The sequence below is a fragment of the Streptomyces sp. NPDC007157 genome (assembly GCF_040634235.1).
Taxonomy (GTDB): domain Bacteria; phylum Actinomycetota; class Actinomycetes; order Streptomycetales; family Streptomycetaceae; genus Streptomyces.
In genome coordinates this window covers 58,355-81,670 of record NZ_JBEYFE010000030.1, presented here as the reverse complement: position 1 = coordinate 81,670, position 23,316 = coordinate 58,355, and the positions used below count along the sequence as shown (strand labels likewise).

20 protein-coding genes are annotated in these 23,316 nt (G+C 70.9%); 9 read left to right on the top strand and 11 right to left on the bottom strand.

Going from position 1 to position 23,316, the window contains the following annotated elements; genetic code table 11:
* Positions 1–199: 199 nt before the first annotated feature.
* Positions 200–790 carry a DUF4232 domain-containing protein gene (locus ABZ642_RS38545; RefSeq protein ID WP_360493616.1) on the top strand — a complete coding sequence of 197 codons (591 nt, stop codon included), beginning with the start codon at positions 200–202 and terminating at the stop codon, positions 788–790.
* Between the two features lies 1 nt (position 791).
* On the opposite strand, the gene ABZ642_RS38540 is transcribed toward ABZ642_RS38545, so the two are convergent.
* Positions 792–1,568, bottom strand: a complete 777-nt coding sequence (locus ABZ642_RS38540; protein WP_360493613.1) for a glucose 1-dehydrogenase — start codon at positions 1,566–1,568, stop codon at positions 792–794.
* Positions 1,569–1,654: 86 nt separating this feature from the next.
* On the opposite strand from ABZ642_RS38540, the gene ABZ642_RS38535 reads away from it, so the two are divergent.
* Positions 1,655–2,521: a helix-turn-helix transcriptional regulator gene (locus tag ABZ642_RS38535; protein ID WP_360493610.1), complete on the top strand. Its 867-nt coding sequence runs from the start codon at positions 1,655–1,657 to the stop codon at positions 2,519–2,521.
* Here ABZ642_RS38535 and ABZ642_RS38530 read toward each other — a convergent pair.
* From ABZ642_RS38530 to ABZ642_RS38510, 5 genes are all read right to left on the bottom strand, one after another.
* On the bottom strand, positions 2,497–3,870 hold the full coding sequence (locus tag ABZ642_RS38530; protein ID WP_360493607.1) for an alpha-amylase family protein: 1,374 nt from the start codon (positions 3,868–3,870) through the stop codon (positions 2,497–2,499). The two genes, ABZ642_RS38535 and ABZ642_RS38530, sit on opposite strands and share 25 nt — an antisense overlap.
* A gap of 151 nt (positions 3,871–4,021) precedes the next feature.
* Positions 4,022–5,683, bottom strand: coding sequence for a glycoside hydrolase family 13 protein (locus ABZ642_RS38525; protein ID WP_360493604.1), 1,662 nt, complete (start codon positions 5,681–5,683; stop codon positions 4,022–4,024).
* 207 nt (positions 5,684–5,890) lie between these two features.
* Entirely contained in the window at positions 5,891–6,799 is a 909-nt protein-coding gene (locus ABZ642_RS38520; protein ID WP_360493601.1) for a carbohydrate ABC transporter permease, read from the bottom strand.
* Between the two features lie 13 nt (positions 6,800–6,812).
* Complete coding sequence (locus ABZ642_RS38515; RefSeq protein WP_360493598.1) at positions 6,813–7,817, bottom strand: sugar ABC transporter permease; 1,005 nt, start codon at positions 7,815–7,817, stop codon at positions 6,813–6,815.
* A 103-nt stretch (positions 7,818–7,920) separates the two neighbouring features.
* Positions 7,921–9,195, bottom strand: a complete 1,275-nt coding sequence (locus ABZ642_RS38510; protein WP_360493597.1) for an extracellular solute-binding protein — start codon at positions 9,193–9,195, stop codon at positions 7,921–7,923.
* A 393-nt stretch (positions 9,196–9,588) separates the two neighbouring features.
* Here ABZ642_RS38510 and ABZ642_RS38505 point away from each other — a divergent pair, with 393 nt between their 5' ends.
* Positions 9,589–10,611, top strand: a complete 1,023-nt coding sequence (locus ABZ642_RS38505) for a LacI family DNA-binding transcriptional regulator (protein ID WP_360493594.1) — start codon at positions 9,589–9,591, stop codon at positions 10,609–10,611.
* An 82-nt stretch (positions 10,612–10,693) separates the two neighbouring features.
* Positions 10,694–11,515, top strand: coding sequence for a phosphatase PAP2 family protein (locus tag ABZ642_RS38500; protein ID WP_360493591.1), 822 nt, complete (start codon positions 10,694–10,696; stop codon positions 11,513–11,515).
* A 211-nt stretch (positions 11,516–11,726) separates the two neighbouring features.
* Here ABZ642_RS38500 and ABZ642_RS38495 read toward each other — a convergent pair whose 3' ends face one another.
* Positions 11,727–12,620, bottom strand: a complete 894-nt coding sequence (locus tag ABZ642_RS38495; protein ID WP_360493588.1) for a LysR family transcriptional regulator — start codon at positions 12,618–12,620, stop codon at positions 11,727–11,729.
* A 71-nt stretch (positions 12,621–12,691) separates the two neighbouring features.
* Here ABZ642_RS38495 and ABZ642_RS38490 point away from each other — a divergent pair, with 71 nt between their 5' ends.
* Complete coding sequence (locus ABZ642_RS38490) at positions 12,692–13,672, top strand: DMT family transporter (protein ID WP_360493585.1); 981 nt, start codon at positions 12,692–12,694, stop codon at positions 13,670–13,672.
* On the opposite strand, the gene ABZ642_RS38485 is transcribed toward ABZ642_RS38490, so the two are convergent.
* Positions 13,660–16,674 (bottom strand): bifunctional [glutamine synthetase] adenylyltransferase/[glutamine synthetase]-adenylyl-L-tyrosine phosphorylase, encoded by a 3,015-nt coding sequence (locus tag ABZ642_RS38485; RefSeq protein ID WP_360493582.1) that lies wholly within the window; start codon positions 16,672–16,674, stop codon positions 13,660–13,662. The genes ABZ642_RS38490 and ABZ642_RS38485 overlap by 13 nt on opposite strands.
* A 146-nt stretch (positions 16,675–16,820) precedes the next feature.
* On the opposite strand from ABZ642_RS38485, the gene ABZ642_RS38480 reads away from it, so the two are divergent.
* The 4 genes from ABZ642_RS38480 to ABZ642_RS38465 all read left to right on the top strand — a co-directional run bounded on the left by ABZ642_RS38480 (position 16,821) and on the right by ABZ642_RS38465 (position 20,739).
* Entirely contained in the window at positions 16,821–17,351 is a 531-nt protein-coding gene (locus ABZ642_RS38480) for a pyridoxamine 5'-phosphate oxidase family protein (protein ID WP_360493579.1), read from the top strand.
* Positions 17,352–17,538: 187 nt separating this feature from the next.
* A complete protein-coding gene (locus tag ABZ642_RS38475) occupies positions 17,539–18,411 on the top strand; it encodes an alkaline phosphatase family protein (protein WP_360493729.1) in 873 nt (290 codons plus the stop codon).
* Position 18,412: 1 nt separating this feature from the next.
* Positions 18,413–19,687 carry an MFS transporter gene (locus tag ABZ642_RS38470; RefSeq protein WP_360493576.1) on the top strand — a complete coding sequence of 425 codons (1,275 nt, stop codon included), beginning with the start codon at positions 18,413–18,415 and terminating at the stop codon, positions 19,685–19,687.
* A 32-nt stretch (positions 19,688–19,719) separates the two neighbouring features.
* On the top strand, positions 19,720–20,739 hold the full coding sequence (locus ABZ642_RS38465) for a TolB-like translocation protein (protein WP_360493726.1): 1,020 nt from the start codon (positions 19,720–19,722) through the stop codon (positions 20,737–20,739).
* Between the two features lie 65 nt (positions 20,740–20,804).
* On the opposite strand, the gene ABZ642_RS38460 is transcribed toward ABZ642_RS38465, so the two are convergent.
* The 3 genes from ABZ642_RS38460 to ABZ642_RS38450 all read right to left on the bottom strand — a co-directional run bounded on the left by ABZ642_RS38460 (position 20,805) and on the right by ABZ642_RS38450 (position 23,262).
* The gene (locus ABZ642_RS38460; protein WP_360493573.1) at positions 20,805–21,572 is read right to left on the bottom strand and encodes a calcium-binding protein; all 768 of its coding nucleotides are present in this window, start codon (positions 21,570–21,572) and stop codon (positions 20,805–20,807) included.
* A gap of 181 nt (positions 21,573–21,753) precedes the next feature.
* Positions 21,754–23,115, bottom strand: coding sequence for a glutamine synthetase family protein (locus ABZ642_RS38455; RefSeq protein ID WP_360493570.1), 1,362 nt, complete (start codon positions 23,113–23,115; stop codon positions 21,754–21,756).
* A 24-nt stretch (positions 23,116–23,139) separates the two neighbouring features.
* Complete coding sequence (locus tag ABZ642_RS38450) at positions 23,140–23,262, bottom strand: hypothetical protein (RefSeq protein WP_360493568.1); 123 nt, start codon at positions 23,260–23,262, stop codon at positions 23,140–23,142.
* Positions 23,263–23,316: the final 54 nt, after the last annotated feature.

Here is a 23,316-nt window from a genome sequence, read left to right as displayed (position 1 = left end):
GGACCGCGCCCCGGAACCCCGCTCGTCGCCGACGGGCGGGGCTCCGGACCGACCGACGGGAGATTTTTTCCGCGTTCCGGTGAACAAAGCGACCGCATCCCGCATCGAACCTGGTGTAGGTCACCAGAGGACGGCGCGGAGAGCGGGTACGGACACCGCCGCCGACCGCGCCGCGGAGCACGAGTGGAGCACCGTCACCGTGAACGATCACCGGAACACCATCGACCGGACCGGCACTGCCGGGCACCGCACCCACCGCAGGACCGGCCGCACGGTGCTCGCCGTGGCCGCCGTCGCCGGCCTGGGGCTCGCCTGGGCGGGCACCGCCGAGGCAGCGAGCCCGAGCGCCGCGAAGTCGACGCCGACCTGCTCCGCCGCCGCGCTCAAGGCCACCTTCGGCCAGCAGCTCGCCGGCGGCATGAACCACCAGGGCGTCGTCATCAGGCTGCGCAACCTCAGCGGCAAGACCTGCGCCCTGCGCGGCTACCCCGGGCTGGGGCTGGAGAACTCCGCGCACCATACGCTCACGACCCACACGCACTGGGGCAGCACCTGGTACGCCAAGGACCCCGGCAAGAAGACCTTGGTCCTCAAGGACGGTCAGAGCGCCGAGGCCGTCGTCGCCTGGACGCACGCCAACACCGGCACCTCGGGCGCGGTGCACGCCTCCTACCTGGAGATCACGCCGCCCGCCTCGACCAAGCACAAGACGCTTGCCTTCCCCCAGTGGGTCGACCACGCCGACCTCTCCGTCACCGCGCTGGCCAGGCACATCAACGTCACGCCGTGATCTAGGCCCGCGCCCCGCCGTCCACCCTCAGGACCGTGCCCGTCACATAGGAGGCGCGGTCGCTGAGCAGCCAGGCGGCGGCCTGGGCGATCTCGTCGGGGTCGGCCGTGCGGCCCAGCGGGGTCGTGGACCGCATGCGGTCGATGACCCCGGGAGTGGCCTCCTCCCAGGCCCGGACCATCTCGGTGAGCGTGCCGCCGGGGGCGATCGCGTTGACGCGGATGCCTTCGGGGCCGTAGGTGACGGCGGCCGACTCGGTGAGGCTGTTGACGGCCCGTTTCAGGGCGCCGTAGACCGGCAGGACGGGGTTGGCGGCCAGGCTGCCGACGGACGAGTTGTTGACGATGGCGCCGGTGCCGGCGGTGGCCCGGATGGCGGCGATCTCCGCGGTCATGGCGAGCCAGACGCTCTTGAGGTTGACGTCGGTGATGTGGTCGAAGTCGGCCTCGGGGAGTTCGTCCATGGGGCCGGGGTGCTGGATGGTGGCGCCGTTGTTGAAGGCCAGGTCCAGGCGGCCGTAGACCTCCACCGTGCGGTCGACGGCGGCGCGGACGCTCGCCGTGTCGGCCAGGTCGCACACCGTGTGGTCCGCGGTGCCACCGGCCGCGCGGATCTCCTCGGTCACCGCCTTGAGCTGGTCCTCCGTGCGGGCCGCCAGCAGCACCCGGGCGCCCTCGCGGGCGAAGAGCCGGGCAGCCGCCGCGCCGATCCCGCGCCCGGCTCCGCTGATGAAGGCGACCTTGCCGGCCAGCAGGCCTGTGTTCACTGTGTTGTCCATGGCTTCGAGCCTGCGACCGCGCGCGGGGCCCATCCAGGCACCGGCGGTACCTGGATGGGGTCGGGCGCCCGGCGCACACTGGACGCGTGGACAGGCAAGAACTCGCGGCTTTCCTGCGCAGCCGACGTGAGCGGATCTCCCCCGCCGAGGTGGGGCTGCCGCGCGGTCCACGCCGCCGGACGCCGGGGCTGCGGCGCGAGGAGGTGGCGCAGCTGGCGTTCATCTCGACGGAGTACTACACGCGCCTCGAGCAGGCCCGGGGGCCGCGGCCGTCGCGGGAGGTGCTGGGCGGGCTGGCGCGGGCGCTGCGGCTGTCCGACGCCGAGCGCGGGCATCTCCACCATCTCGCCGGGGCGCCGCCGGGGCCGCCGCCCGGACCCTCCCGCGAGGTACGGCAGAGCCTGCTCGACCTGTTGCACCGGCTTCCGCAGGCCGCCGCCTTCGTGACCTCCGCGACCTTCGAGGTACTGGCCTGGAACGATCTGGCGGCCGCCCTCATGGAGGACTTCTCCGCGCTGCCCCCGCGCGACCGCAACCTCATGCGCCGCGCCTTCCTCACCTCGCGCCCGGCAGGCAGCAGACTGTACGGGGTGTCGGACGTGGACGCCTTCGCCCAGCACTCGGCGCAGCGCCTGCGGGCCACGGCGGGCCGGTACCCCGACTCGCCCGAGGTGACCGGCCTGGTGGCCGAACTCCTCGCCGGGAGCGAGGAGTTCGGGCGGCTGTGGGAGTCGCACGACGTGTCCGCCGAACCCACCCTGGTCAAGACCTTCCGACACCCGGTGGTGGGCCCGGTCACCGTCAACTGCGACGCCCTCGACATCACCGACCGGGACCAGCAGGTCGTGATCTACACCGCGACCCCGGGCTCACCGTCCGAGGAGGCGCTGCGGCTGCTGTCGGTGATCGGGACCGAGCGGATGGCCCCTCAGCAGGTGGACTTCCCGGCGTAGATCGCGAGGGCGGTGTTCGAGGCCAGGGTGACCGTGAACTGGCCGCTCGAATCGACCGTCACCGAGGTGTTCGCCTGCACGTTGCAGTACGTCCCGGCCGGCAGCGAGGTCTGGTACGTGCGGGTCAGCGATCCCGTCTCGTGGTTGATGGCGACGTAGCCCTTGGCGCCCCGCCCGAAGGCGATCGCGTCGGCGCCGTCGTCCCACCAGTTGGTCACCGACTCGCCGCGTACCGCGTTGCGGAAGGCGACCATGCGGAGGATCTCCGGCCAGGCGTGCTGGCACTTCCAGCCGTCCTGCCAGCAGGCGTTGACGGTACCGCCGTTGGGCGGCCCCGCGTCGGCGTCGGTCCACTCGTAGCCGGAGTTGATGTCCGGTGCGCCGTAGGGGTAGGCGAGCATGAAGACGTTGGCGAGGGTGTAGTTGGCGCCGTCTTTGTAGTTGAGGGTGCTGCCGTTGCGCTCGGTGTCGTGGTTGTCGACGAAGACTCCGGCGACCGAGCTGCTCATGTACCCCCAGCCCTCACCGTAGTTCTTCAGGTAGGCGAGGTTCTCGTTGTTGAAGACGCGCTTGAGGTCGTAGGCGTAGCGGAACTCCTGGACGTCCCCGTTGCCGGTGTACTCGGTCGGCTGGACGGCCTCGCCGGCGCCGTAGATGACCTCCTGCTTCCAGTAGACCGACGGGTTGGTGAGCCGGGTCTTGATGTTGGCCAGGTCCTCGGCCGGGATGTGCTTGGCCGCGTCGATCCGGAAGCCGTCGACGCCGAGGCTGAGCAGGTCGTTCATATAGCCGGCGATGGTCTTGCGGACGTACTCCTCGCCGGTGTCCAGGTCGGCGAGGCCGACGAGTTCGCAGTGCTGGACGTTCCAGCGGTCGGCGTAGTTCGAGACCTGCGCGGTGCAGTCGTCGAAGTCGTAGGAGGAGTAGAGGCCGGGGTAGTCGTACTTCGTGTACGACGAGCCGCCGGTGCCGGTGCCGCTGCCCGCCGACATGTGGTTGATGACGGTGTCGACGACCACCTTCACACCAGCCGTGTGGCAGGTGTTCACCATGCTCTGGAAGGCCGTGCGGTCGCCGAGCCGGCCCGCGATCTTGTACGACACCGGCTGGTACGACGTCCACCACTGCGAGCCCTGTATGTGCTCGGCGGGCGGGGAGACCTGGACGTACCCGTAGCCGGCGGGGCCCAGGGTGGCGGTGCACTCCTTGGCGACCGAGGCGTACTTCCACTCGAAGAGGACGGCGGTGACGTCCTTGGTGCCGGGCGGGGAGGCGGCCGCGACGGACGGGGTCATGACAACGCTACAGGCGGCGAGCGCCAGCGCGGCGGAGAGGATCTTGGGTGCCATGTGGGGGTTCCTTCGACATTGAAGGCGCCATGGAAGGCTCTTGCTGAAAGGTTGCTGAAACCTTGCGGTTGCGCAGATGTTAAGGGCCCGCTCCCCGGATGGGTAGCGGGCCCTTAGAAGTTGCCGCAAGAAATTACCGAATGACGGTCCGTCAGGCGGTCGTCCACCACACGGTGGTGTCGGCCGGCAGCTTCGCCTCGCCGTCCGCCTCGGTCACCTCACCGCTGGTGAGGAGCACGCGGCCGTACGCCGGAGTGGTCACCGACTCCCCGCCGGTGTTCGCCACGCACACGAACTCCCCGCGCCGGAAGGCGAGTACGCCCTCGGGGGCGCGCAGCCACTCCACCGCCTCGCCCGCGCCCAGGTCGGGTTGTGTACGACGGACGTGCAGCGCGGCGCGGTACAGCTCCAGGGTGGAACCGGCCATCCCGGTCTGCGCCTCGATGCTCAGCTCGCCCCAGTTCGCGGGCTGCGGAAGCCAGCTGCCCCCGCCGCCGAAGCCGAACGACGAGCCCTCCCGCGTCCAGGGGATCGGTACCCGGCAGCCGTCCCGGAAACCGTCCTGTCCCGCGCCGCGGAAGTACGCGGGGTCCTGCCGGACCTCGTCGGGCAGGTCGACGACATCGGGGAGACCCAGCTCCTCGCCCTGGTAGATGTACGCCGATCCGGGCAGCGCCAGCATCAGCAGCGTCGCCGCGCGGGCCCTGCGCAGGCCCAGCTCCCGGTCTCCGGCCGTGCGGATCTGGGTGCCGAGACCGGGCGGGTTGGCGAACCGGGTGGCGTGCCGGGTGACGTCGTGGTTGGAGAGGACCCAGGTGGCGGGGGCGCCGACCGGGCGCATCGCCTCCAGGGTGCGGTCGATGACGGTGCGCAGTTCCGTCGCGTCCCAGTCGGTGCTCAGGTACTGGAAGTTGAAGGCCTGGTGCAGCTCGTCCGGGCGGACGTAGTGGGCGGTGCGCTCCACGGTCGGGGTCCAGGCCTCGGCCACGAAGATGCGCTCGCCGGCGTACTCGTCGAGGACGTGCCGCCACTGCCGGTAGATCTCGTGCACACCGTCCTGGTCGAAGAACGGCATGACATCGTTGCCCAGCAGCTTCAGCTGGTCGGCGCCGCCGAGGTCCGGGAGGCCCGCCGCCTTCACCAGGCCGTGCGCCACGTCGATACGGAAGCCGTCCACGCCCATGTCCAGCCAGAAGCGCAGGATGGAACGGAACTCGTCGCCGACGGCCGGGTGCTCCCAGTTGAAGTCGGGCTGCTCCGGGGCGAAGAGATGCAGGTACCACTCCCCGTCCGCGACCCTCGTCCAGGCCGGGCCGCCGAAGATGGACTCCCAGTCGTTGGGCGGCAGTTCGCCGTTCGCACCCTTGCCCGGACGGAAGTGATACCGCTCCCGCAGCGGCGAGCCGGGGCCCTCCGCCAGCGCCCGCTTGAACCACTCGTGCTGGTCGGAGGAGTGGTTCGGGACCAGGTCGACGATGATCCTGAGGCCCAGCCCATGGGCGTCCCGGATCAGCGCGTCCGCGTCGAGCAGGTTGCCGAACATCGGGTCCACGGCCCGGTAGTCGGCGACGTCGTAGCCGGCGTCGGCCTGCGGGGAGGCGTAGAACGGGCTGAGCCACACGGCGTCGACGCCGAGGTCGCGCAGATACGGGAGTCTGGACCGTACGCCCTCAAGGTCCCCCATCCCGTCGCCGTTGCTGTCGGCGAAGCTGCGCGGATAGACCTGGTAGATCACCGCGTCCCGCCACCAGTCGGGGCGACGGGCGACGGTGGTCGTGGCGGTGGCCGGTGCGGCGGATTGCTGCTGGCTCATGGCGTCCTTGATGCGTCGTAACTGGGTCATCGGGTCAGAGGTGGATACGGCGGGTGGGGTGACGAGGCGGCCGCGGTGAAAGCGGGGTCGGATGAACACCGCGGCCGCCGACCCCGCGCCCCGAAAGGGGCGCGGGGAACTGCGCGACCAGCCACGACATCGCCGCACCCGAACGACGACCGAAGCGGCTTTTTCCGGCGACCGGCGTCAGCCCTTCGTGCCGCCGGTGGTGAGCCCGGTCACCAGGTTCTTCTGCACGAGGTAGAAGAACACGGCCACCGGTATCGCGATCAGCACGGCCGTCGCGGTCATCAGGTTGCGCTGCGCGTCGTGCTCGCTGATGAAGCTCTGCAGCCCCACCGCGAACGTGTACTTGTCGTCGCTGAGCATGAACGTGGACGCGAACGCCACCTCACCGAAGGCGGTCAGGAAGTTGTAGAACGCGGCGACCGCGAGCCCCGGCTTGGCGAGCGGCAGGATCAGCCGGAAGAAGGTGCCGAACGGCGAGAGCCCGTCGACCCGGCCGGCCTCGTCGATCTCGAACGGGATCGTGTCGAAGTAGCCCTTGAGCAGCCAGGCCGTGTAGGGGACGACGGTGGTGCAGTAGACCAGGATCAGGCCGAGGTAGCTGTCGATGAGGCCGAGCCGCGACAGGATCTGGTACATCGGCACGATCAGGACGGCGATCGGGAACATCTGGGTGACCAGCAGCAGCCACATGAACTTCCGGTAGCCGGGGAAGCGCATGCGGGAGACCGCGTAGCCGGTGGTGGAGGCGAGGATCAGTCCGATGACCGTCGTACCGCCGACGACGATCATCGTCGTCTTGAACCAGTCCCAGAATCCGGTGTGCTGGAGGACGAAGGAGTAGTTGTCCAGCGTCATCTTGTGCCAGATGCCGCCCGGATGGAGGTAGTCGTCCTTGTCCGGGCCGAGGGACAGGAAGATCAGCCAGCCGACCGGGAAGAACGCGATCAGGCTCGCGACACCCAGGAGGCCGTGGGTGACGGCGGTACCGAGGGGGCCGCGCTCGCCCCGGCGGCGGACACGGGGACTGCTGGTCACGGGGGCCTCCTCGGCGACCTGGGCGGAGGTCTCGACAGTGGTCGTACTCATGGAAACTCCTGCCTCAGATCGCGAGCTGCTGGTCGTTGCGGTTGAGCCAGCGGCGGTAGAAGGAGGTGAAGACGATCAGAACGGCCAGCAGCAGCATGCCGTAGGCGGCGGACTGGGCGAAGTCACGCGGCTGCTGTCCGAAGCCGAGGTAGTAGGCCCAGGTGACCAGGATCTGCGCGTCGGGGGCGGTGTTGCCGAAGAGCAGGAAGATGACGGCGAACTGGTTGAACGTCCAGATGATGCCGAGCAGGACGACCGTGGAGCTGACCGCCCGCAGCCCCGGCAGGGTGACGTACCGGAAGCGCTGCCAGGCGCTCGCGCCGTCCATCTCGGCGGCCTCGTAGAGCGTGCCGTCGATGGCCTGCAGGCCACCGAGCAGCGAGAGCATCATGAACGGCACACCGCACCAGGTGTTGACGAGGATGGCGGCGGCCCGCTGCCAGAAGGTGTCCTCCAGCCAGCCGGGTTGCGGCAGATGGAGGAAGTGGAGCGTCGCGTTGATGATGCCGCCGTCGGCGAGCATGAAACGCCAGCCGAACACGGTGACGAAGGTCGGCACCGCCCAGGGCAGCACCAGGACCATGCGGTAGAAGGTGCGGCCGCGGAACTTCTCGTTGAGCAGCAGGGCGAGGCCGAGACCGATGGTGTAGTGCAGGGTGACGCAGAGCGCGGTCCAGACGATCGTCCAGACGAAGTGCGACCAGAAGCGGTCGTAGGACGTCGGACCGAACAGGATGTCCTTGTAGTTGTCCAGGCCGATGAACTTGTAGGTGGCGTCGATGTGGTTGACGCCGATGGTGCGGGCGGTGTTCAGGCTGTTGGCGTCCGTCAGCGTCAGGTAGAAGCCGTACACCAAGGGGTAGATGACGAGCGCCCCGAGCACGACGGCCACGGGGGCGACCATCGCGTAGGCGTACCAGTACTTCTGGTAGTTGTTGCGGAGCCGCTGGCCCAGCCCGGGGCGGGGCGCGCGGTCGCCGTGGCGCTTGCCGGTCGCGCGGTCGATGGCGACTGTCATGGTTCGACACCTTCTGGGTTTTCCGGGATCGGGCTGGGCACAGGCCGGTGGCCGCCGGATCCCTCCCCCCATGTCTCAGGGGGATCCGACGGCCACTCGGGGCTTACTTGCTGAAGTCGGGGACGAGCTTCTCGATCCCGAGTTCGGCGTTGCCGAGGCCCTTGTCGAGGGACTCCTTGCCGCCGGCGATCTTGGTCAGCTCGGTGCCGACCGGACCCCACAGGGAGGAGTACTCGGCGAGCGCCGGGCGCGGCTGCGCGGAGGAGAGGACGGCCTGGTAGCCGGCGATGCCCGGGTCGGCCTTGACCTCGGCGGTGTAGGCGTCGGAGCGGGTCGGCAGGGTGGAGTTCTTCAGGGCGATCTCCGTCTGGGTCTTCGCGGAGGTCATGAAGGCGACGAACTTCTCGGCGGCCTCCTGGTGGGCCTTGTCGATGCCGGCGTAGATGGAGAGGTTGTGGCCGCCGGTCGGGGCGCCCGCCTTGCCGGTGGAGCCGGCCGGGACGGTGGTGATGCCGAGGTTGGACTTGTCGCTGAACGCGGAGCCCTTGTAGAAGTTGGTGATCTCCCAGGGGCCCTCGATGGTCATGGCGACCTTGCCGTTGACGAAGGCGTCCTGGCGGTGGGCGTAGGCGTCGGCAGTGGTGTCCGCCTTCTGCAGACCCTTGCCGGAGTAGAGGTCCAGCCAGGTCTGGTAGCCCTTCTTGGCCGCCGCCGAGGTGATGGTGATCTTCTTGGCGGAGGCGTCGACCATGTCGGTGCCCTCGCCGTAGAGGAAGGGCTGCGTGTAGTACGCGGCCTCGGGGCCCCAGTAGCCGGTGACCTTGGCCTTGGCCTGGATCTTGGCGGCGTCGGTCCTCACCTCGTCCCAGGTCTTGGGAGCGTCGGCGATGCCGGCCTTCTTCAGCAGGGCCTTGTTGTAGACGAGCGCGAGGGTGTCCGTGACCAGCGGGACACCGTAGGTCTTGCCCTCGTACTGGGCCTGCGTGATCAGGCTGGACTGGAACTTGTCCTTGTCCGCGAGCGCGCTGGTGCCGTCCAGCGGCAGGAAGTAGCCGGCCTTGGCGAAGGCGGGGGTCCAGCCGACCTCGGAGCGCAGCACGTCAGGGGCGCCCTTGCCGGACTGGGCCGCCGTGTCGAACTTGTTCTGCGCCTGGTCGAACTGGACGTCGACGTAGTTGACCTTGATGCCCTTGTTCGCGGCTTCGAACTCCTTGACCAAGGCCTTGTACGTCGGTGCCTCATTGGTGGCGTTGGAGGTGTCCCACCAGGTGATGGTGACCGGGCCGTCCGACTTGCTGTCGCTGTCGCTCCCGCCGCACGCCGTCGCCGTGAGGGCGAGGGACGCCACCAGCGCGGAGGCCGCTATGCCACGCCGCATGAGTTCTCCTTGAGGGTGAAAAGCCCGAGTGATGCGAGGCGGCCCCGTCCGCCGTCCTCGCCGTCGTGCCGACAGCGCCGTTGCGGCGGCCGGGCGTCAGGGAACGTAACAGCGATGTAAGCGCGACGAAAGACCTTGCAGCAAAAAAGTGCAAGAGATCTCCGAAGTTATCCGGGCGTGACCTGTCGGCGACCGCGGTGAGACGCTTGCTTGCTGCTTGTTTACAGGGGTAGAGCGCTACGACGGCCAGTTGTGCAAGACTCTGCAAGCTCTTGCCATCACGTTTCACGAGGGAGTGCGATGACGCAGCAGCCCGCACCGGGCCGCCCCCCAGGCCGCATCAGGCGCCCGATCGGTGTGCAAGGGGACATACGGCCGGTACAGTCCAGTGCCGTGACCACACGGCTTGCCGACATCGCAGCGCAGGCGGGGGTGAGCGAGGCGACCGTCAGCAGGGTCCTCAACGGGAAGCCGGGCGTCGCCGCCACCACCCGCCAGTCCGTGCTCGCCGCGCTGGACGTGCTCGGCTACGAGCGTCCGGTACGGCTGCGGCAGCGCAGCGAGGGGCTGGTGGGGCTGATCACCCCCGAGCTGGAGAACCCGATATTCCCCGCGCTGGCCCAGGTCATCGGCCAGGCTCTGACCCGGCAGGGTTACACCCCCGTGCTCGCCACCCAGACCCCCGGCGGTTCCACGGAGGACGAGCTGACCGAGATGCTGGTGGACCGCGGGGTCGCGGGCATCATCTACGTCTCCGGACTGCACGCGGACACGACGGCCGACATGCAGCGCTACGAGCGGCTACGGGCGCAGGACGTGCCGTACGTCCTCGTGGACGGCTTCTCGCCCAAGGTGCAGGCGCCGTTCATCTCCCCCGACGACCGGGCGGCGATGACCCTGGCGGTCACGCATCTGGTGTCCCTGGGGCACACCAGGATCGGACTCGCCCTCGGCCCGAAGCGCTTCGTCCCCGTGCAGCGCAAGATCGAGGGCTTCGTGCGGGCCGTGCAGGACCAGTTGGGACTGGCGGCCGAGGCGATCGAGACCGAGCTGGTCCAGCACTCCCTCTACACCCTGGAGGGCGGTCAGGCGGCGACCACGGCGCTCATCGACCGCAACTGCACGGCGGTCGTCTGCGCCAGCGACATGATGGCCCTCGGCGCGATACGGGCGGCCCGGCAGCGGGGGCTGGACGTCCCCAAGGACATCTCGGTGGTCGGTTTCGACGACTCCCCGCTGATCGCGTTCACCGATCCGCCGCTCACCACGATCCGCAAGCCGGTCCCGGCGATGGGGCAGGCCGCGGTGCGCACCCTGCTGGAGGAGATCGGCGGTACGCCGGCTCCGCACAGTGAGTTCGTTTTCATGCCGGAGTTGGTGGTACGCGGTTCTACGGCGGCAGTACCCGGGAAGTAGTCGCCGCGCCGTAGAACATGCCCCGTGAACCCAACCTTGGGATGATCTGTCGGAGACTTCTTTTCTGGCAGACTCTGTGCCTATGAGTGACTCGACCGTGACAGAGCCGGAAGGTCGCGCACAACAGACCCTTCCGCGGGCCGTCACGGGCGAGGGAGAACAGGGATTCCTGCGGCGGCTGCGCACGCCGCGCCGGCCCCGGCTCTGGTTCGAGATCCTGCTGATCGCGGTGAGTTACTGGACCTACTCACTCATCCGCAACGCGGTCCCGGAACAGAAGGCGCAGGCGCTGCGCAACGCGGACTGGATCTGGCGGACCGAGCACCAGCTGGGGATCGCCGTCGAGGAGTCGGTCAACCACGCCGTGAACTCGGCGGCTTGGCTGATCGTCGGGATGAACTACTACTACGCGACTCTGCACTTCGTGGTGACGCTGGGTGTGCTGGTGTGGCTCTACCGCAGCCATCCCGGCCGCTACGCGGCGGCCCGCCTCGCCCTCTTCGCCACGACGGGCGTGGCCCTCCTCGGCTACTACCTGTTCCCGCTCGCCCCGCCGCGGCTGATGAACGGCGGCGGCTTCATCGACACGGTGACGATCCACCACACCTGGGGTTCGATGGCCTCCGGCGACCTCAAGCACATGTCCAACCAGTACGCCGCGATGCCGTCCATGCACATCGGATGGTCCCTGTGGTGCGGCCTGACGATCTTCGCCCTGGCGTCGGTGCCCTGGGTACGGGTGCTGGGGCTGCTGTATCCGACGGCGACTTTGCTGGTCATCGTCGCCACGGCCAACCACTTCTGGCTGGACGCGGTGGGCGGCATGCTGTGCCTGGCGTTCGGCTTGACACTGGCCCGCGTGTGGTACGGCACGCTGCCGTACACACTGCCGAGACAGACGTAGCCCTGCGGGCGGCCGGGGCCGACTCGGCCGGGGCAGCCCGTCGGGTGCCGGGCACGCCGGCTCCCCGCTGTGACCGCACGGCCGGTCGCCGCCCTCCGGGGGCTGGTTCCCGCGGCCGGCCGAAGCCCTGGCGGCGGTGGCGGACCGCCGCGCGGACCGGGCCTTCGAGGTGGGTCCGGCAGGGCTCATGAACCACGCGCGGCCATGCTCATCACCTGGCGGCCGCCGCCCGCAGCGCGTCGAGGAACGCCTCCCGTGCGGGCTGCGGCGGCGCGGTCTCCCGCAGCGCCGCGTGGATCGCCCGCACCGGCACGGGGTCGCGCACCTCCCGTACGACCACCCCCGGATGCCGGCTGCCGAGCCCCAGCCGGGGCACCAGGCTCACCCCGAGCCCGGCGGCGACGAACCCCTGCGCGGTGACGTAGTCCTCGCTCTCCACGACGAACCGGGGCCGGAACCCGGCGGCCTCGCAGGCGTCGAGCTGTGCGTCCAGACAGGGTCCGGGCCACTCGCTGCCGACGAACGCCTCGTCCGCCAGCTCGGTCAGCCGCACGCTGCGCCGCCCGGCGAGCCGGTGCCCGCGCGGCAGCACGGCGAGATAGGGGTCGTCGAGCAGCCGCACCAGCCGTACGCCGGTCTCCTGCCGTCCCTCGGCCCGCACCAGGAGCGCCAGATCCGCCCGGCCCTCCTTCACGTCGGCCAGCGGCTCCTCCGCGTCGCGGGACAGCCGCAGTTCGATCCGCACGCCGGGGTGCTCCGCGCGCAGCCGGGCGACCGCCGGAGCGACCAGGGCCGCCCCCGCCGTGGCGAAGTACCGCACCGACAGCCGCCCGGTGCGCCCCGCGAGCAGGTCGGCCAGGGCGGTCTCGGCCTCGGCGACCTGCCGGGCCACCGTGTCGGCGTACCCGGTGAGCAGCAGCCCGGCGGCGGTGGGCCGCACCCCGCGCCCGACCCGCTCCAGGAGCGCGGCCCCGGCCTCCTTCTCCAGCGCGGCGATCTGCTGGCTCACCGCGGAGGGTGTGTAGCCGAGGGTGGCCGCCGCACCGGTCACCGATCCGTCGGCCACCACGGCCCGGAGCACCTGCATCCTTCGCACATCCAGCATGCAGCACAGCTTAACGGTCCATGCACAACCTTTCACTTGTCCTGATGAGTCGGTGCGGGCACGGTGGAGCCATGCCGCTCGCCTCGACCGTCCGGATGACCGCCCTGGCCCTGCTCTGGGGCTCCGGTTTCCTCTGGATCAAACTCGCCCTGAACCACGGCCTGTCCCCCGCCCAGATCACGATCGTCCGCTGCGCCCTGGGCGCCGCCGTCCTGGCCCTGCCGGCCCGCAGAGCCGCCCAGCGCATCCCGCACTCCCGCGCCCTCTGGGGCCACTTGGCGGTGGCCGCCCTGTTCTGCAACGCCGTCCCCTTCGCCCTGTTCGCGCTGGGCGAGCGGTCGGTCGACTCGGGCATCGCGGGCGTCCTGAACGCCACGACTCCACTGTGGTCCCTGCTCATCGGCCTCGCCGTCGGCACCGACCGCGGCCTGTCCCGCACCCGCCTGACCGGCCTCCTGCTGGGCTTCGCCGGTACGGTCCTGATCTTCGCCCCCTGGCACCGCTCGGGCCTGCTGAGCTGGGGCGCGCTCTCCCTGCTCGGGGCGGCGGCGAGCTACGCGGTGGCGTTCGCGTACATGGCCCGTCATCTCACCGGCCGGGGCGCCCCGTTGGCGGTCTCGGCGGCGCAACTCCTGACGGCGACGGCGTGGAGCACGCTGGGGCTGCCGTGGGCGGGCCCGGTGGACACGGACCTGACCGGCGTACTGGCGGTCACCGCCCTCGGCGTCCTGGCGACGGGCGGCACCTTCTACCTCAACTACCGCCTGATAGCCGACGAGGGCGCGACCAGCGCGGCAACGGTCGGCTACCTGCTACCGGTGGTGTCGGTGGCCCTGGGCGCCCTGATCCTGGACGAACACATCGGCCGGCGGGTGGTGGCGGGCATGGTGGTCGTGCTGGCCGGGGTGGCCTTGACACGCCGCCGGCTGGAGCGCCCCGTCAAGGGCGCGGGGCTGTACACATCAGCGGCTCCGCCGCGGGGCGCGAGCCACCACGAACCACCCGCACCCGGCACACAGCCCAACGCCCCCACATCCACCTACGCCCCGTAGAAAAGCTCCTCCACCACCACCCGCGCCCGCCGCGCCGTCCGCCGGTACGCGTCCAGCATGTCCCCCGCGTGCCCGTCCCCGTACCCCAGATACCGGCCCACCGCGGCCAACTCCCGGCTCTCCGGCGGAAACGTGTCGCCGGCCCGCCCCCGCACCAGCATCACCGCGTTCCGCACCCGCGTGGCCAGTACCCAGGCCTCGTCCAGTATCGCGGCCTCCTCGGCCCCCAGCAGCCCCGCCGCGCACGCCGCCGCCAGCGCCTGCCGGGTCCGGGTGGTCCGCAGCCCCGGCTCGGCCCACCCGTGCCGCAGCTGCAGCAGCTGCACGGTCCACTCGACGTCGGACAGCCCGCCCGGCCCGAGCTTGGTGTGCAGCTTGGGGTCGGCCCCGCGCGGCAGCCGCTCGGACTCCATACGGGCCTTCAGCCGCCGGATCTCGCGGACCGCGTCCTCGCCGAGCCCCTCCGCCGGATACCGCAGCGGATCGATCAGCTCGATGAACCGGCGCCCCAACTCCTCGTCCCCGGCGACCGGTTCGGCCCGCAGCAGGGCCTGTGACTCCCACACCAGCGACCACCGGCGGTAGTACGCCTCGTAGGCCTTGAGCGTGCGCACCAGCGGCCCGGACTTGCCCTCGGGCCGCAGGTCGGCGTCGATCAGCAACGGCGGGTCGGCGCTGGGGATCTGGAGCAGCCGCCGCATCTCGGAGACGACCTTGTTCGCCGCGTCGGCGGCCTCCCGCTCGGCCACGCCGTCCTGCGGCTCGTGCACGAACACCACGTCCGCGTCGGAGCCGTAGCCCAGCTCGTGGCCGCCGAACCGGCCCATGCCGATGATCGTGAACCGGGTCGGCAGGGTGTCGCCCCAGCCGTCGCGGACCACCGCCCGCAGTGTGCCGGCCAGCGTCGCCGCCGTGAGGTCGGAGACCGCGCCGCCGACCCGGTCCACCAGGGCGCCCTGGTCGGCCTCGGCGGGATTGGTCTCGGTGCCGTAGGAGTCGACGATGTCCGCCGCGGCGGTACGGAACAGCTCGCGGCGGCGCACGCCACGCGCGGCCCGCACGCCGTCCTCGGCGTTGTACGCGCGGCCGACGGCGGCGAGGATCTCCCTTTCCAGCTGGGCGCGTTCGCGGGGTTCGAGGCCACCGGCGCCGGCGCCCTCGCGGGCACTGTCGCCGTCGCCGAGCAGGGCGACCGCCTCGGGGGCGCGCATCAGCAGGTCGGGGGCGAGCCGGCCGGCCGACAGCACCCGGGCGAGGTTCTCCGCGGCGGCGCCCTCGTCCCGCAACAGCCGTAGGTACCAAGGGGTCTTGCCGAGGGCGTCGGAGACCTTGCGGAAGTTCAGCAGGCCCGCGTCCGGGTCGGCGGAGTCGGCGAACCAGCCCAGCAGGACGGGCAGCAGGGTGCGCTGGATCGCGGCCTTGCGGGTGACGCCCGAGGCGAGGGCCTCCAGATGACGCAGGGCGGCCGCCGGGTCCGCGTAGCCGAGCGCCTCCAGGCGTTCCCGGGCCGCCTTCGGGCTCAACCTGGCCTCGCCGGGGCCGAGTTGGGCGACCGCGTCGAGCAGCGGGCGGTAGAAGAGCTTCTCGTGCAGGCGTCGTACGACACCGGTGTGCCGCTTCCACTCGCGGATCAGCTCGGTCTCCGGGTCGGCGCGCAGGCCGAGCGAGCGGCCGAGGCGGCGCAGGTCGGCCTGGTCCTCGGGGACCAGGTGGGTGCGGCGCAGCCGGTAGAGCTGGATCCGGTGCTCCATGGAGCGCAGGAAGCGGTAGGCGTCGTCGAGCTGCGTGGCGTCGGCGCGGCCCACGTAGCCGCCGGCGGCGAGGGCCTGGAGGGCGACGAGGGTGGTGCCGGAGCGGACGGTGGCGTCGGCCCGTCCGTGCACCAACTGGAGCAGCTGCACGGCGAATTCGACATCGCGCAGGCCGCCGGGGCCGAGCTTCAGCTCGCGGTCGACCTCGGCGACGGGGATGTTCTCCACCACCCGGCGGCGCATCTTCTGCACGTCGGCGACGAAGTTCTCGCGCTCGGCGGCCTTCCAGACCAGCGGTTCGAGGGCGTCGATGTACTCCTGCCCCAGCTCGCGGTCGCCGGCGACCGGGCGGGCCTTGAGCAGGGCCTGGAACTCCCAGGTCTTGGCCCAGCGCTGGTAGTAGGCGAGGTGGCTGCTCAGCGTGCGCACGAGCGGACCGTTGCGGCCCTCGGGCCGGAGGTTGGCGTCGACCGGCCAGATCGAGCCCTCCACCGTGGTCTCGGAGCAGATCCGCATCATGTGCGAGGCGAGCTTGGTGGCGGAGCGCAGGGCCTTGGCCTCGTCGGCGCCGGTGGCGGCCTCGCCGACGAAGATGACGTCGACGTCGGAGACGTAGTTCAGCTCGTGGCCGCCGCACTTGCCCATGGCGATCACCGCGAGCCGGCAGGCGGCGGCGTCCTCGGGCGCGGCACGCTCGGCGAGGGCGAGGGCGGCGCGCAGGGTGGCGGTGGCGAGGTCGGCGAGCTCGGCGGCGGTCTCGGCGACGTCGGTGGTGCCGCACACGTCCCGGGCGGCGATGGACAGCAGGCAGCGCCGGTAGGCGACCCGGAGGCCGACCGGGTCGCCGGCCTCGGCCAGGCCGCGCTCGAACTCCGCCACGCCGGGATGCAGGTCCCGGGGCTCGTAGGTGACCAGGGCCTCCCAGTCCCGCGGGTGCCGGGCCAGATGGTCGGCGAGGGCCGCGGAGGCGCCGAGGACGCCCAGCAGGCGGTCCCGGAGCGGCTTGGCCGCTATCAGGGTGTCGAGCAGTTCGCGGTGGGCGGTGGGGCCGGGCTGGGCCTCCAGCAGCCGTACCAGGCCGTCCAGGGCGAGATCCGGGTCGGCGGTGGCACCGAGTGCCTCCAGGAGGACCGGGTCGTCGCGTACGGCCGCCAGCTCGGGGCTGTCCAGCAGGCGCTCGGCCGCCGAGGCATCCGTGAAGCCGTGCCGCAGCAGTCGCGTGAAGGTGCTGCTCCTGCGCCCCGGCGTCATCCGCGGCCTCCCCAGGGATCGAGAACCGGATCAAGGTCGTCCACGCCAGAGCCTAACCGCAGACCCGGTCACGGGCGCCGATGAGTTTCCGCCGGGATCGTGGTCTGTACCGGGTGTGCACCGGCAGGAGAACCGAAGGAGGCATCATGCGCGAACCCGAGGGTGTGCTGGACGCCCGTTACAGCAGCCCCGGCACCCGGGCCCACGACTGGTCCGAGGCGGAGAAGCTGCTCACCGGCGCCGAGCTGTTCTGGCTCTCCACGGTACGGCCGGACGGGCGGCCGCACGTCACTCCGCTGCTCGCGGTCTGGCACGACGGCGCCCTGCACTTCAGCACCGGCCCCGGCGAACGCAAGGAGCGCAACCTCGACGGGAACCCGCACGTCGTCCTGACCACCGGCACCAACAGCTGGGCCCAGGGGTACGACCTGACCGTCGAGGGCGCGGCGGTGCGGGTCACCGACGACGGCCGGCTGCGCGAGCTGGCGGCGGCCTGGGAGGCGAAGTACGGCCCCGTCTGGCACTACGAGGTGGCCGACGGCCACTTCCACCACGGGCCCGGCCGGGCCCTGGTCTTCGCGGTGCGGCCGCGCAAGGTCCTGGGCTTCGGCAAGGGCGAGCCGTTCAGCCAGACGAAGTGGACCTGGGAGGACCGCACGGACCGGGCGGACCAGTGAGCGGCTTTCGGAGAAGGGGGCCCGACTGACCCACTGGCAGGAGCAGTTCACCCGGTCTTCATCCGTCTGGTCGGGCGCGGTGGGACGGGGGATTATTGGCGTGTGCATGCTCTGTCCGCACCGCCACCACCCCCTCGCTTCCCCAGCACCGGAGGTTGATGTGTCCGGCAGTTCCGCACGTTCGGCGATGCTGCGCCGAGCCCGTACGACGGTGGCCTCCGCCACCGCTTTCACCGCGGCCGCGATCGGCCTGTGGACCGGGCTCGGCGGCACGTCCGCGCACGCCGCGAGTGCCGTACCGACCCCGGACCACGTGATCGTCGTGGTCTTCGAGAACCACGCCTACAGCCAGGTCATCGGCTCCTCCAGCGCCCCCTACATCAACTCGCTGGCGACCGGCGGCGCCAACCTGACCCAGATGTACGCCGAGACCCACCCGAGCCAGCCCAACTACTTCGCCCTGTTCTCCGGCGCCACCCAGGGCATCACCGACGACAGCTGCTACACCGCGGGCTTCTCCTCGGCGGCGAACCTGGCCTCCGAGCAGCTCGCGGCCGGCCGCACCTGGGCCAGCTACAACGAGACCCTGCCCAGCCAGGGCTCGACCACCTGCAGCAGCGGCGACTACGCGCGCAAGCACAACCCGTGGTTCGGCTTCAGCAACGTACCGACGTCGACCGCGAAGACGTTCACCCAGTTCCCCACCGACTACACCACCCTGCCCCAGCTCTCCTTCGTGACCCCCAACCTGTGCAGCGACATGCACGACTGCTCGGTGTCCACCGGTGACACCTGGCTGAAGAACAAGCTCGGCGCGTACGCGACCTGGGCCAAGACCCACAACAGCCTCCTCGTCGTCACCATGGACGAGGACAACCGCCTGGCCGGCAACCGCATCCCGACGGTCCTGTACGGACAGCCGGTCAAGGCGGGGTCGACCTCCTCCACCACCTACAACCACTACGACCTGCTGCGCACCCTGGAGGACGGCCAGGGCCTGAGCGCGCACGCGGGCAACGCGGCCTCGGCCGACGACATCACCGGGATCTGGGCGTCCTGACGTGTATGTAGCGGACAGCCGCGCGAGCACCCAGGCGGCGTCCGCGGAAGGTACCGCCCGGCCGTCAACGGCCGGGCGGTACCGCACCGCGGTCGCTCCCACCGTCCTCGCCCTCGGCACGGTCAGCCTGATCACGGACGTGTCCTCCGAGATGGTGACGGCGGTCCTCCCGCTGTACCTGGTGGCGGGCCTGGGCCTGTCGCCGCTGGGCTTCGGCCTCCTGGACGGCGTCTACAACGGCTTCTCGGCGGTCGTACGCCTGGCCGGCGGCCACCTCGCCGACCGCGGCGGCGGCCGGCACAAGTGGGTGGCGGGCGCGGGCTACGCGCTCTCGGCACTGTGCAAGCCCCTGCTGCTCGTCGCCCACACCCTCACCCCCATCGGCCTGGTCCTCGCGGCGGACCGCACGGGCAAGGGCCTGCGCACGGCTCCGCGCGACGCCCTGATCTCGCTCTCCAGCACCCCGGAGACCCGGGGCCGCGCCTTCGGCGTGCACCGGGCGATGGACACCGCGGGCGCCCTGCTCGGCCCCCTGGCGGCGTTCCTGATCCTGCGGGCGACGGTGGACGGCTACGACGCGGTGTTCACGGTGAGCTTCTGCGTGGCGGTGGTCGGGGTCCTGGTCCTGGTCCTGTTCGTACCGGGAGGCCGCGGCAGAGCGGCTCCCTCCTCCCCCCTCACCCGCCCCACCCTCCGTGCGGCGCTCGCCCTGCTCACCCACCGCGACCTGCGCCGGATCACGGTCTGCGCGCTGCTCCTCGGCCTGGCGACGGTGAGCGACTCCTTCGTCTACCTGCTGCTGCAACGCCGGCTCGACGTGCCGGACCGCTGGTTCGCCCTTCTCCCTCTCGGTACGGCCGCCGCGTTCCTCCTCCTGGCCGTCCCCCTGGGCCGTCTGGCGGACCGCTGGGGCCGCTGGCGGATCTTCCTGACCGGCCACGGCGCCCTGCTCCTGGCCTACGCCCTGCTGCTCACGTCCTGGCACGGCTCGGCGCTGCCCTACGCGGTCCTCGCCCTGCACGGCACGTTCTACGCGGCGACCGACGGGGTGCTGATGGCGGCCGCGTCGGACAGCGTGCCGGAGGCGCTGCGCTCGTCGGGCCTGGCGCTGGTCCAGACGGGCCAGGCGGGGGCACGTTTCGCCTGCTCACTGGCGTTCGGCGCGGCGTGGACGCTGTGGGGCGACCGTACGGCGCTGCTGCTGGCCACGGCGGCGCTGGCCGCCTGCGCCGCCTACGCCGTGTCCCTGCGCCCTGTCCGGAAGGCCGCCGCATGACCCCGACGACCCCGCCGCCCCCGACGACCCTGATGCCCCTGAGGTCCCGCATCCTGATCCTCCTCTCCGCGCTGGCGGTCCTGACGGCCGTCGCCCTGGCCGCCGTCCTGCACGCGTCGGCACGGGCGGAGCGCCGCGACCAGGCCCAGGCGGGCGGCCCGAAGGTCACCGCGGGGACGGTCACCCTGACCACCCCAGGCCGCATGGTCTTCCGCAACATGGCGTGGGGCCCGCACCGGGACGAGCTGACGACGGTCCCGGCGTCGGACCCGTCCGCCCCGCGCACCGCGTCGGGCGTCAAGTGCCTGCGTTTCTACGCGGCCGCGGGCACCGGCGTCTGCCTCCAGGCCGTCCACGGCCCCGTCTCCGACACTTATCGCGCCGTGATCCTGGACGCGAGGCTGCACGCCACCGCCCACTACGACGTCCCGGGCATCCCGTCCCGCGCCAGGGTCTCCCCCACCGGCCACTACGCGGCCTGGACGGCGTTCGTGGGCGGCGACTCGTACGCGGGCACGAACTTCTCCACGCGCACGGCGATCGCCGACACCCGCACGGGCACGCTGATCCCCTCCCTGGAGGCGTTCCGCGTCCTGAAGGACGGCCACGTCTACCACGCGGCGGACGTCAACTTCTGGGGCGTGACCTTCGCGTCCGACGACCGCACCTTCTACGCCACCCTCGCGACCAAGGGCACGACCTACCTGGTCCGCGGCGACCTCTCCACCCACACGGTCACCACGCTCCACACCAACGTCGAATGCCCGTCCCTCTCCCCCGACGGCACCCGCATCGCCTACAAGAAGCGCGTCAAGGGCCTCCCGAAGGACGCCCCTTGGCACCTGTACGTCCTGAACCTGAAGACGATGCGCGAAACCCCGCTCGCAGAGCCCCGCAGCGTGGACGACCAGGCGGTGTGGAGGGACGACCACACCCTGGTCTACGCCCTTCCCGGCGACTACGGAGCCGACCTCTACCGGCTCCCGGCGGACGGCACCGGCGCCCCCCACCGCATCGCCACGGCGGCGGTGTCACCGGCGTACGTGCCCTGACCCGCGCGGCACGGACCGGCTCCCGAAGGCCTGGGAGCCGGTCCGCCACGGGTTGCCCGAGGGGGTTACTTCAGGGCCACGCCGTCCCCGGTCGCGGTGACCGCGCCGGTGGTGCCGGTGCCGGCGAACTTCCAGCGCCAGGTGCCGGCCGAGTTCGCGGTGACGGTCGTCCTCAGCTTGCCGCTGCCGTCCGTGGTCACCGTCCTGACGGTGCTGTACGTCGAGGTGCCGGCCTTCTTGAACTGGAGGGCGACGTGCTGGGCGCCGAAGCCGGCGTAGGCGTCGGTGTTCCAGTCGGCACGGGTCAGGGTCCCGGTCACGGTGAGCGAGTGCCCCTTGGCCACGGGCTCGGGGCCCGCCTGGGTGGCTGTGAGCCTGGCGTGGCGCTTGACCTTGACCGACTTGCTGGTGTCCAGCCCGTAGAAGTCGCCGTCCTTGGCCGCGGCCTCGGCGTCGAGGTGCCAGCTGCCCGCGTCGGCGTTCTTGAGGTTCTCGTAGTCGGCGCCGTTCGGGTCCAGCACGTACTTCCAGACGCACTTCATCGTCGTGGACGAGGGCGTGGTGCAGGAGGCGCTCTCGGCGAAGGCGATGCGGCGGTCAGGGCTGACCAGCTTGCCGCCGTAGATACCTTTGATGCCGGAGTTGTCCTTGGCGGTCGCCGTGACCGTCAGGCCCTGCGCCGCGCTGACGCCGAGGTGGACGGTGGACTTGCTGAAGGTCACCGACGTGAAGGCGGTGTCGCCCTTGTGGGTGTCCGCCTGCGCGGCGGGGGCGGACAGGGCAAGCACCACCAGGGTGCCCGCGGTGGCGGCCGCGGCCGTACGGATGTGCATCTCTCTCCCACACGATCAGCCGGATCTTCGTCCGGGCGTGCAGAAGACACGCGAGGTGAGTTGTTGGTTGTACGGCGGCCACGCCCCGTTCACCACACGTCCGCCCGGAACGCGAAAGGGCCGACGATCCACGACCGCCGACCCTCGCACCGAGGCCCCGAGAACGCGCCCCGACCTGCCCCTACAGCACCGGCAGGTTCTTCCGCAGTTCGAATGCGGTGACCTCGGAGCGGTACTCGTACCACTCCTGGCGCTTGTTGCGGAGGAAGAAGTCGAAGACGTGTTCGCCGAGGGTGTCGGCGACCAGGTCGCTGCGTTCCATCAGGGTGAGGGCCTCGCCGAGGTTCTGCGGGAGGGGCTCGATGCCCATCGCGCGGCGCTCCGCGTCGGAGAGGGCCCAGACGTCGTCCTCGGCGCCCGGCGGGAGCTCGTAGCCCTCCTCGATGCCCTTGAGGCCGGCCGCCAGCAGGAGGGCGTAGGCCAGGTACGGGTTGGATCCGGAGTCGATGGAACGGACCTCGACGCGGGCCGAGCCCGTCTTGCCGGGCTTGTACATCGGGACCCGGACCAGCGCGCTGCGGTTGTTGTGGCCCCAGCAGATGTAGGAGGGAGCCTCGCCGCCGGCGCCCGCGGTGCGCTCGGAGCCGCCCCAGATGCGCTTGTAGGAGTTCACCCACTGGTTGGTGACCGCCGAGATCTCCGCCGCGTGCTTCAGCAGGCCCGCGATGAAGGAACGGCCGACCTTGGAGAGCTGGAATTCCGCGCCCGACTCGTAGAACGCGTTCCGGTCGCCCTCGAAGAGGGAGAGGTGGGTGTGCATGCCCGAGCCGGGGTGCTCGGAGAACGGCTTCGGCATGAAGGTCGCGTGCACGCCCTGCTCCAGCGCCACCTGCTTCATGACCAGGCGGAACGTCATGATGTTGTCCGCCGTGGAGAGCGCGTCGGCGTAGCGGAGGTCGATCTCCTGCTGGCCCGGGGCGCCCTCGTGGTGGGAGAACTCGACCGAGATGCCCATCGACTCCAGCATGGTGATCGCCTGGCGGCGGAAGTCCATGCCGACGTTGGTGGGGGTGTGGTCGAAGTAGCCCGAGTTGTCGGCCGGGATCGGGCGGGAGCCGTCCAGCGGGCGGTCCTTCAGGAGGAAGAACTCGATCTCCGGGTGGGTGTAGAAGGTGAAGCCCAGGTCGGAGGTGCGGGCCAGGGCCCGCTTGAGGACGTAGCGCGGGTCCGCGAAGGACGGGGAGCCGTCCGGCATCAGGATGTCGCAGAACATGCGGGCCGTGCCGGGGGTCTCCGCGCGCCACGGAAGGACCTGGAAGGTGGACGGGTCCGGCTTGGCGATCATGTCGGACTCGTAGACCCGGGCGAAGCCCTCGATCGCGGAGCCGTCGAAGCCGATGCCCTCGTCGAAGGCCTGTTCCAGCTCGGCCGGGGCCACGGCGACGGACTTGAGGAAGCCCAGTACGTCCGTGAACCACAGGCGTACGAACCGGATGTCCCGCTCCTCCAAGGTCCGGAGCACGAACTCCTGCTGCTTGTCCATCTTCCGCTTCCCCATCCTTGCTGGTCAGGCCGCCTGTTCCCGGTCCCACAGGAGGCGGTCGGGCACCTGAGCATCACACCACAACAGCATTTCATGCGCGTTGCGGACCATGATCGCCCCGACGTCCTCGGCCTGAACGGCTCCCATACGGCAGGTGTACCGCCCTGGCGCCCATCTTGCCTGCTCGCACCGACATCCGTA

Bases quoted from the DNA above. Each gene is read 5' to 3' on its own strand.
- ABZ642_RS38540 (WP_360493613.1), bottom strand. From the start codon at position 1,568: ATGGACAACACAGTGAACACAGGCCTGCTGGCCGGCAAGGTCGCCTTC.
- ABZ642_RS38530 (WP_360493607.1), bottom strand. From the start codon at position 3,870: ATGGCACCCAAGATCCTCTCCGCCGCGCTGGCGCTCGCCGCCTGTAGC.
- ABZ642_RS38525 (WP_360493604.1), bottom strand. From the start codon at position 5,683: ATGAGCCAGCAGCAATCCGCCGCACCGGCCACCGCCACGACCACCGTC.
- ABZ642_RS38520 (WP_360493601.1), bottom strand. From the start codon at position 6,799: ATGAGTACGACCACTGTCGAGACCTCCGCCCAGGTCGCCGAGGAGGCC.
- ABZ642_RS38515 (WP_360493598.1), bottom strand. From the start codon at position 7,817: ATGACAGTCGCCATCGACCGCGCGACCGGCAAGCGCCACGGCGACCGC.
- ABZ642_RS38510 (WP_360493597.1), bottom strand. From the start codon at position 9,195: ATGCGGCGTGGCATAGCGGCCTCCGCGCTGGTGGCGTCCCTCGCCCTC.
- ABZ642_RS38500 (WP_360493591.1), top strand. From the start codon at position 10,694: ATGAGTGACTCGACCGTGACAGAGCCGGAAGGTCGCGCACAACAGACC.
- ABZ642_RS38495 (WP_360493588.1), bottom strand. From the start codon at position 12,620: ATGCTGGATGTGCGAAGGATGCAGGTGCTCCGGGCCGTGGTGGCCGAC.
- ABZ642_RS38490 (WP_360493585.1), top strand. From the start codon at position 12,692: ATGCCGCTCGCCTCGACCGTCCGGATGACCGCCCTGGCCCTGCTCTGG.
- ABZ642_RS38485 (WP_360493582.1), bottom strand. From the start codon at position 16,674: ATGACGCCGGGGCGCAGGAGCAGCACCTTCACGCGACTGCTGCGGCAC.
- ABZ642_RS38480 (WP_360493579.1), top strand. From the start codon at position 16,821: ATGCGCGAACCCGAGGGTGTGCTGGACGCCCGTTACAGCAGCCCCGGC.
- ABZ642_RS38475 (WP_360493729.1), top strand. From the start codon at position 17,539: ATGCTGCGCCGAGCCCGTACGACGGTGGCCTCCGCCACCGCTTTCACC.
- ABZ642_RS38465 (WP_360493726.1), top strand. From the start codon at position 19,720: ATGCCCCTGAGGTCCCGCATCCTGATCCTCCTCTCCGCGCTGGCGGTC.
- ABZ642_RS38460 (WP_360493573.1), bottom strand. From the start codon at position 21,572: ATGCACATCCGTACGGCCGCGGCCGCCACCGCGGGCACCCTGGTGGTG.
- ABZ642_RS38455 (WP_360493570.1), bottom strand. From the start codon at position 23,115: ATGGACAAGCAGCAGGAGTTCGTGCTCCGGACCTTGGAGGAGCGGGAC.
- ABZ642_RS38450 (WP_360493568.1), bottom strand. From the start codon at position 23,262: ATGGGAGCCGTTCAGGCCGAGGACGTCGGGGCGATCATGGTCCGCAAC.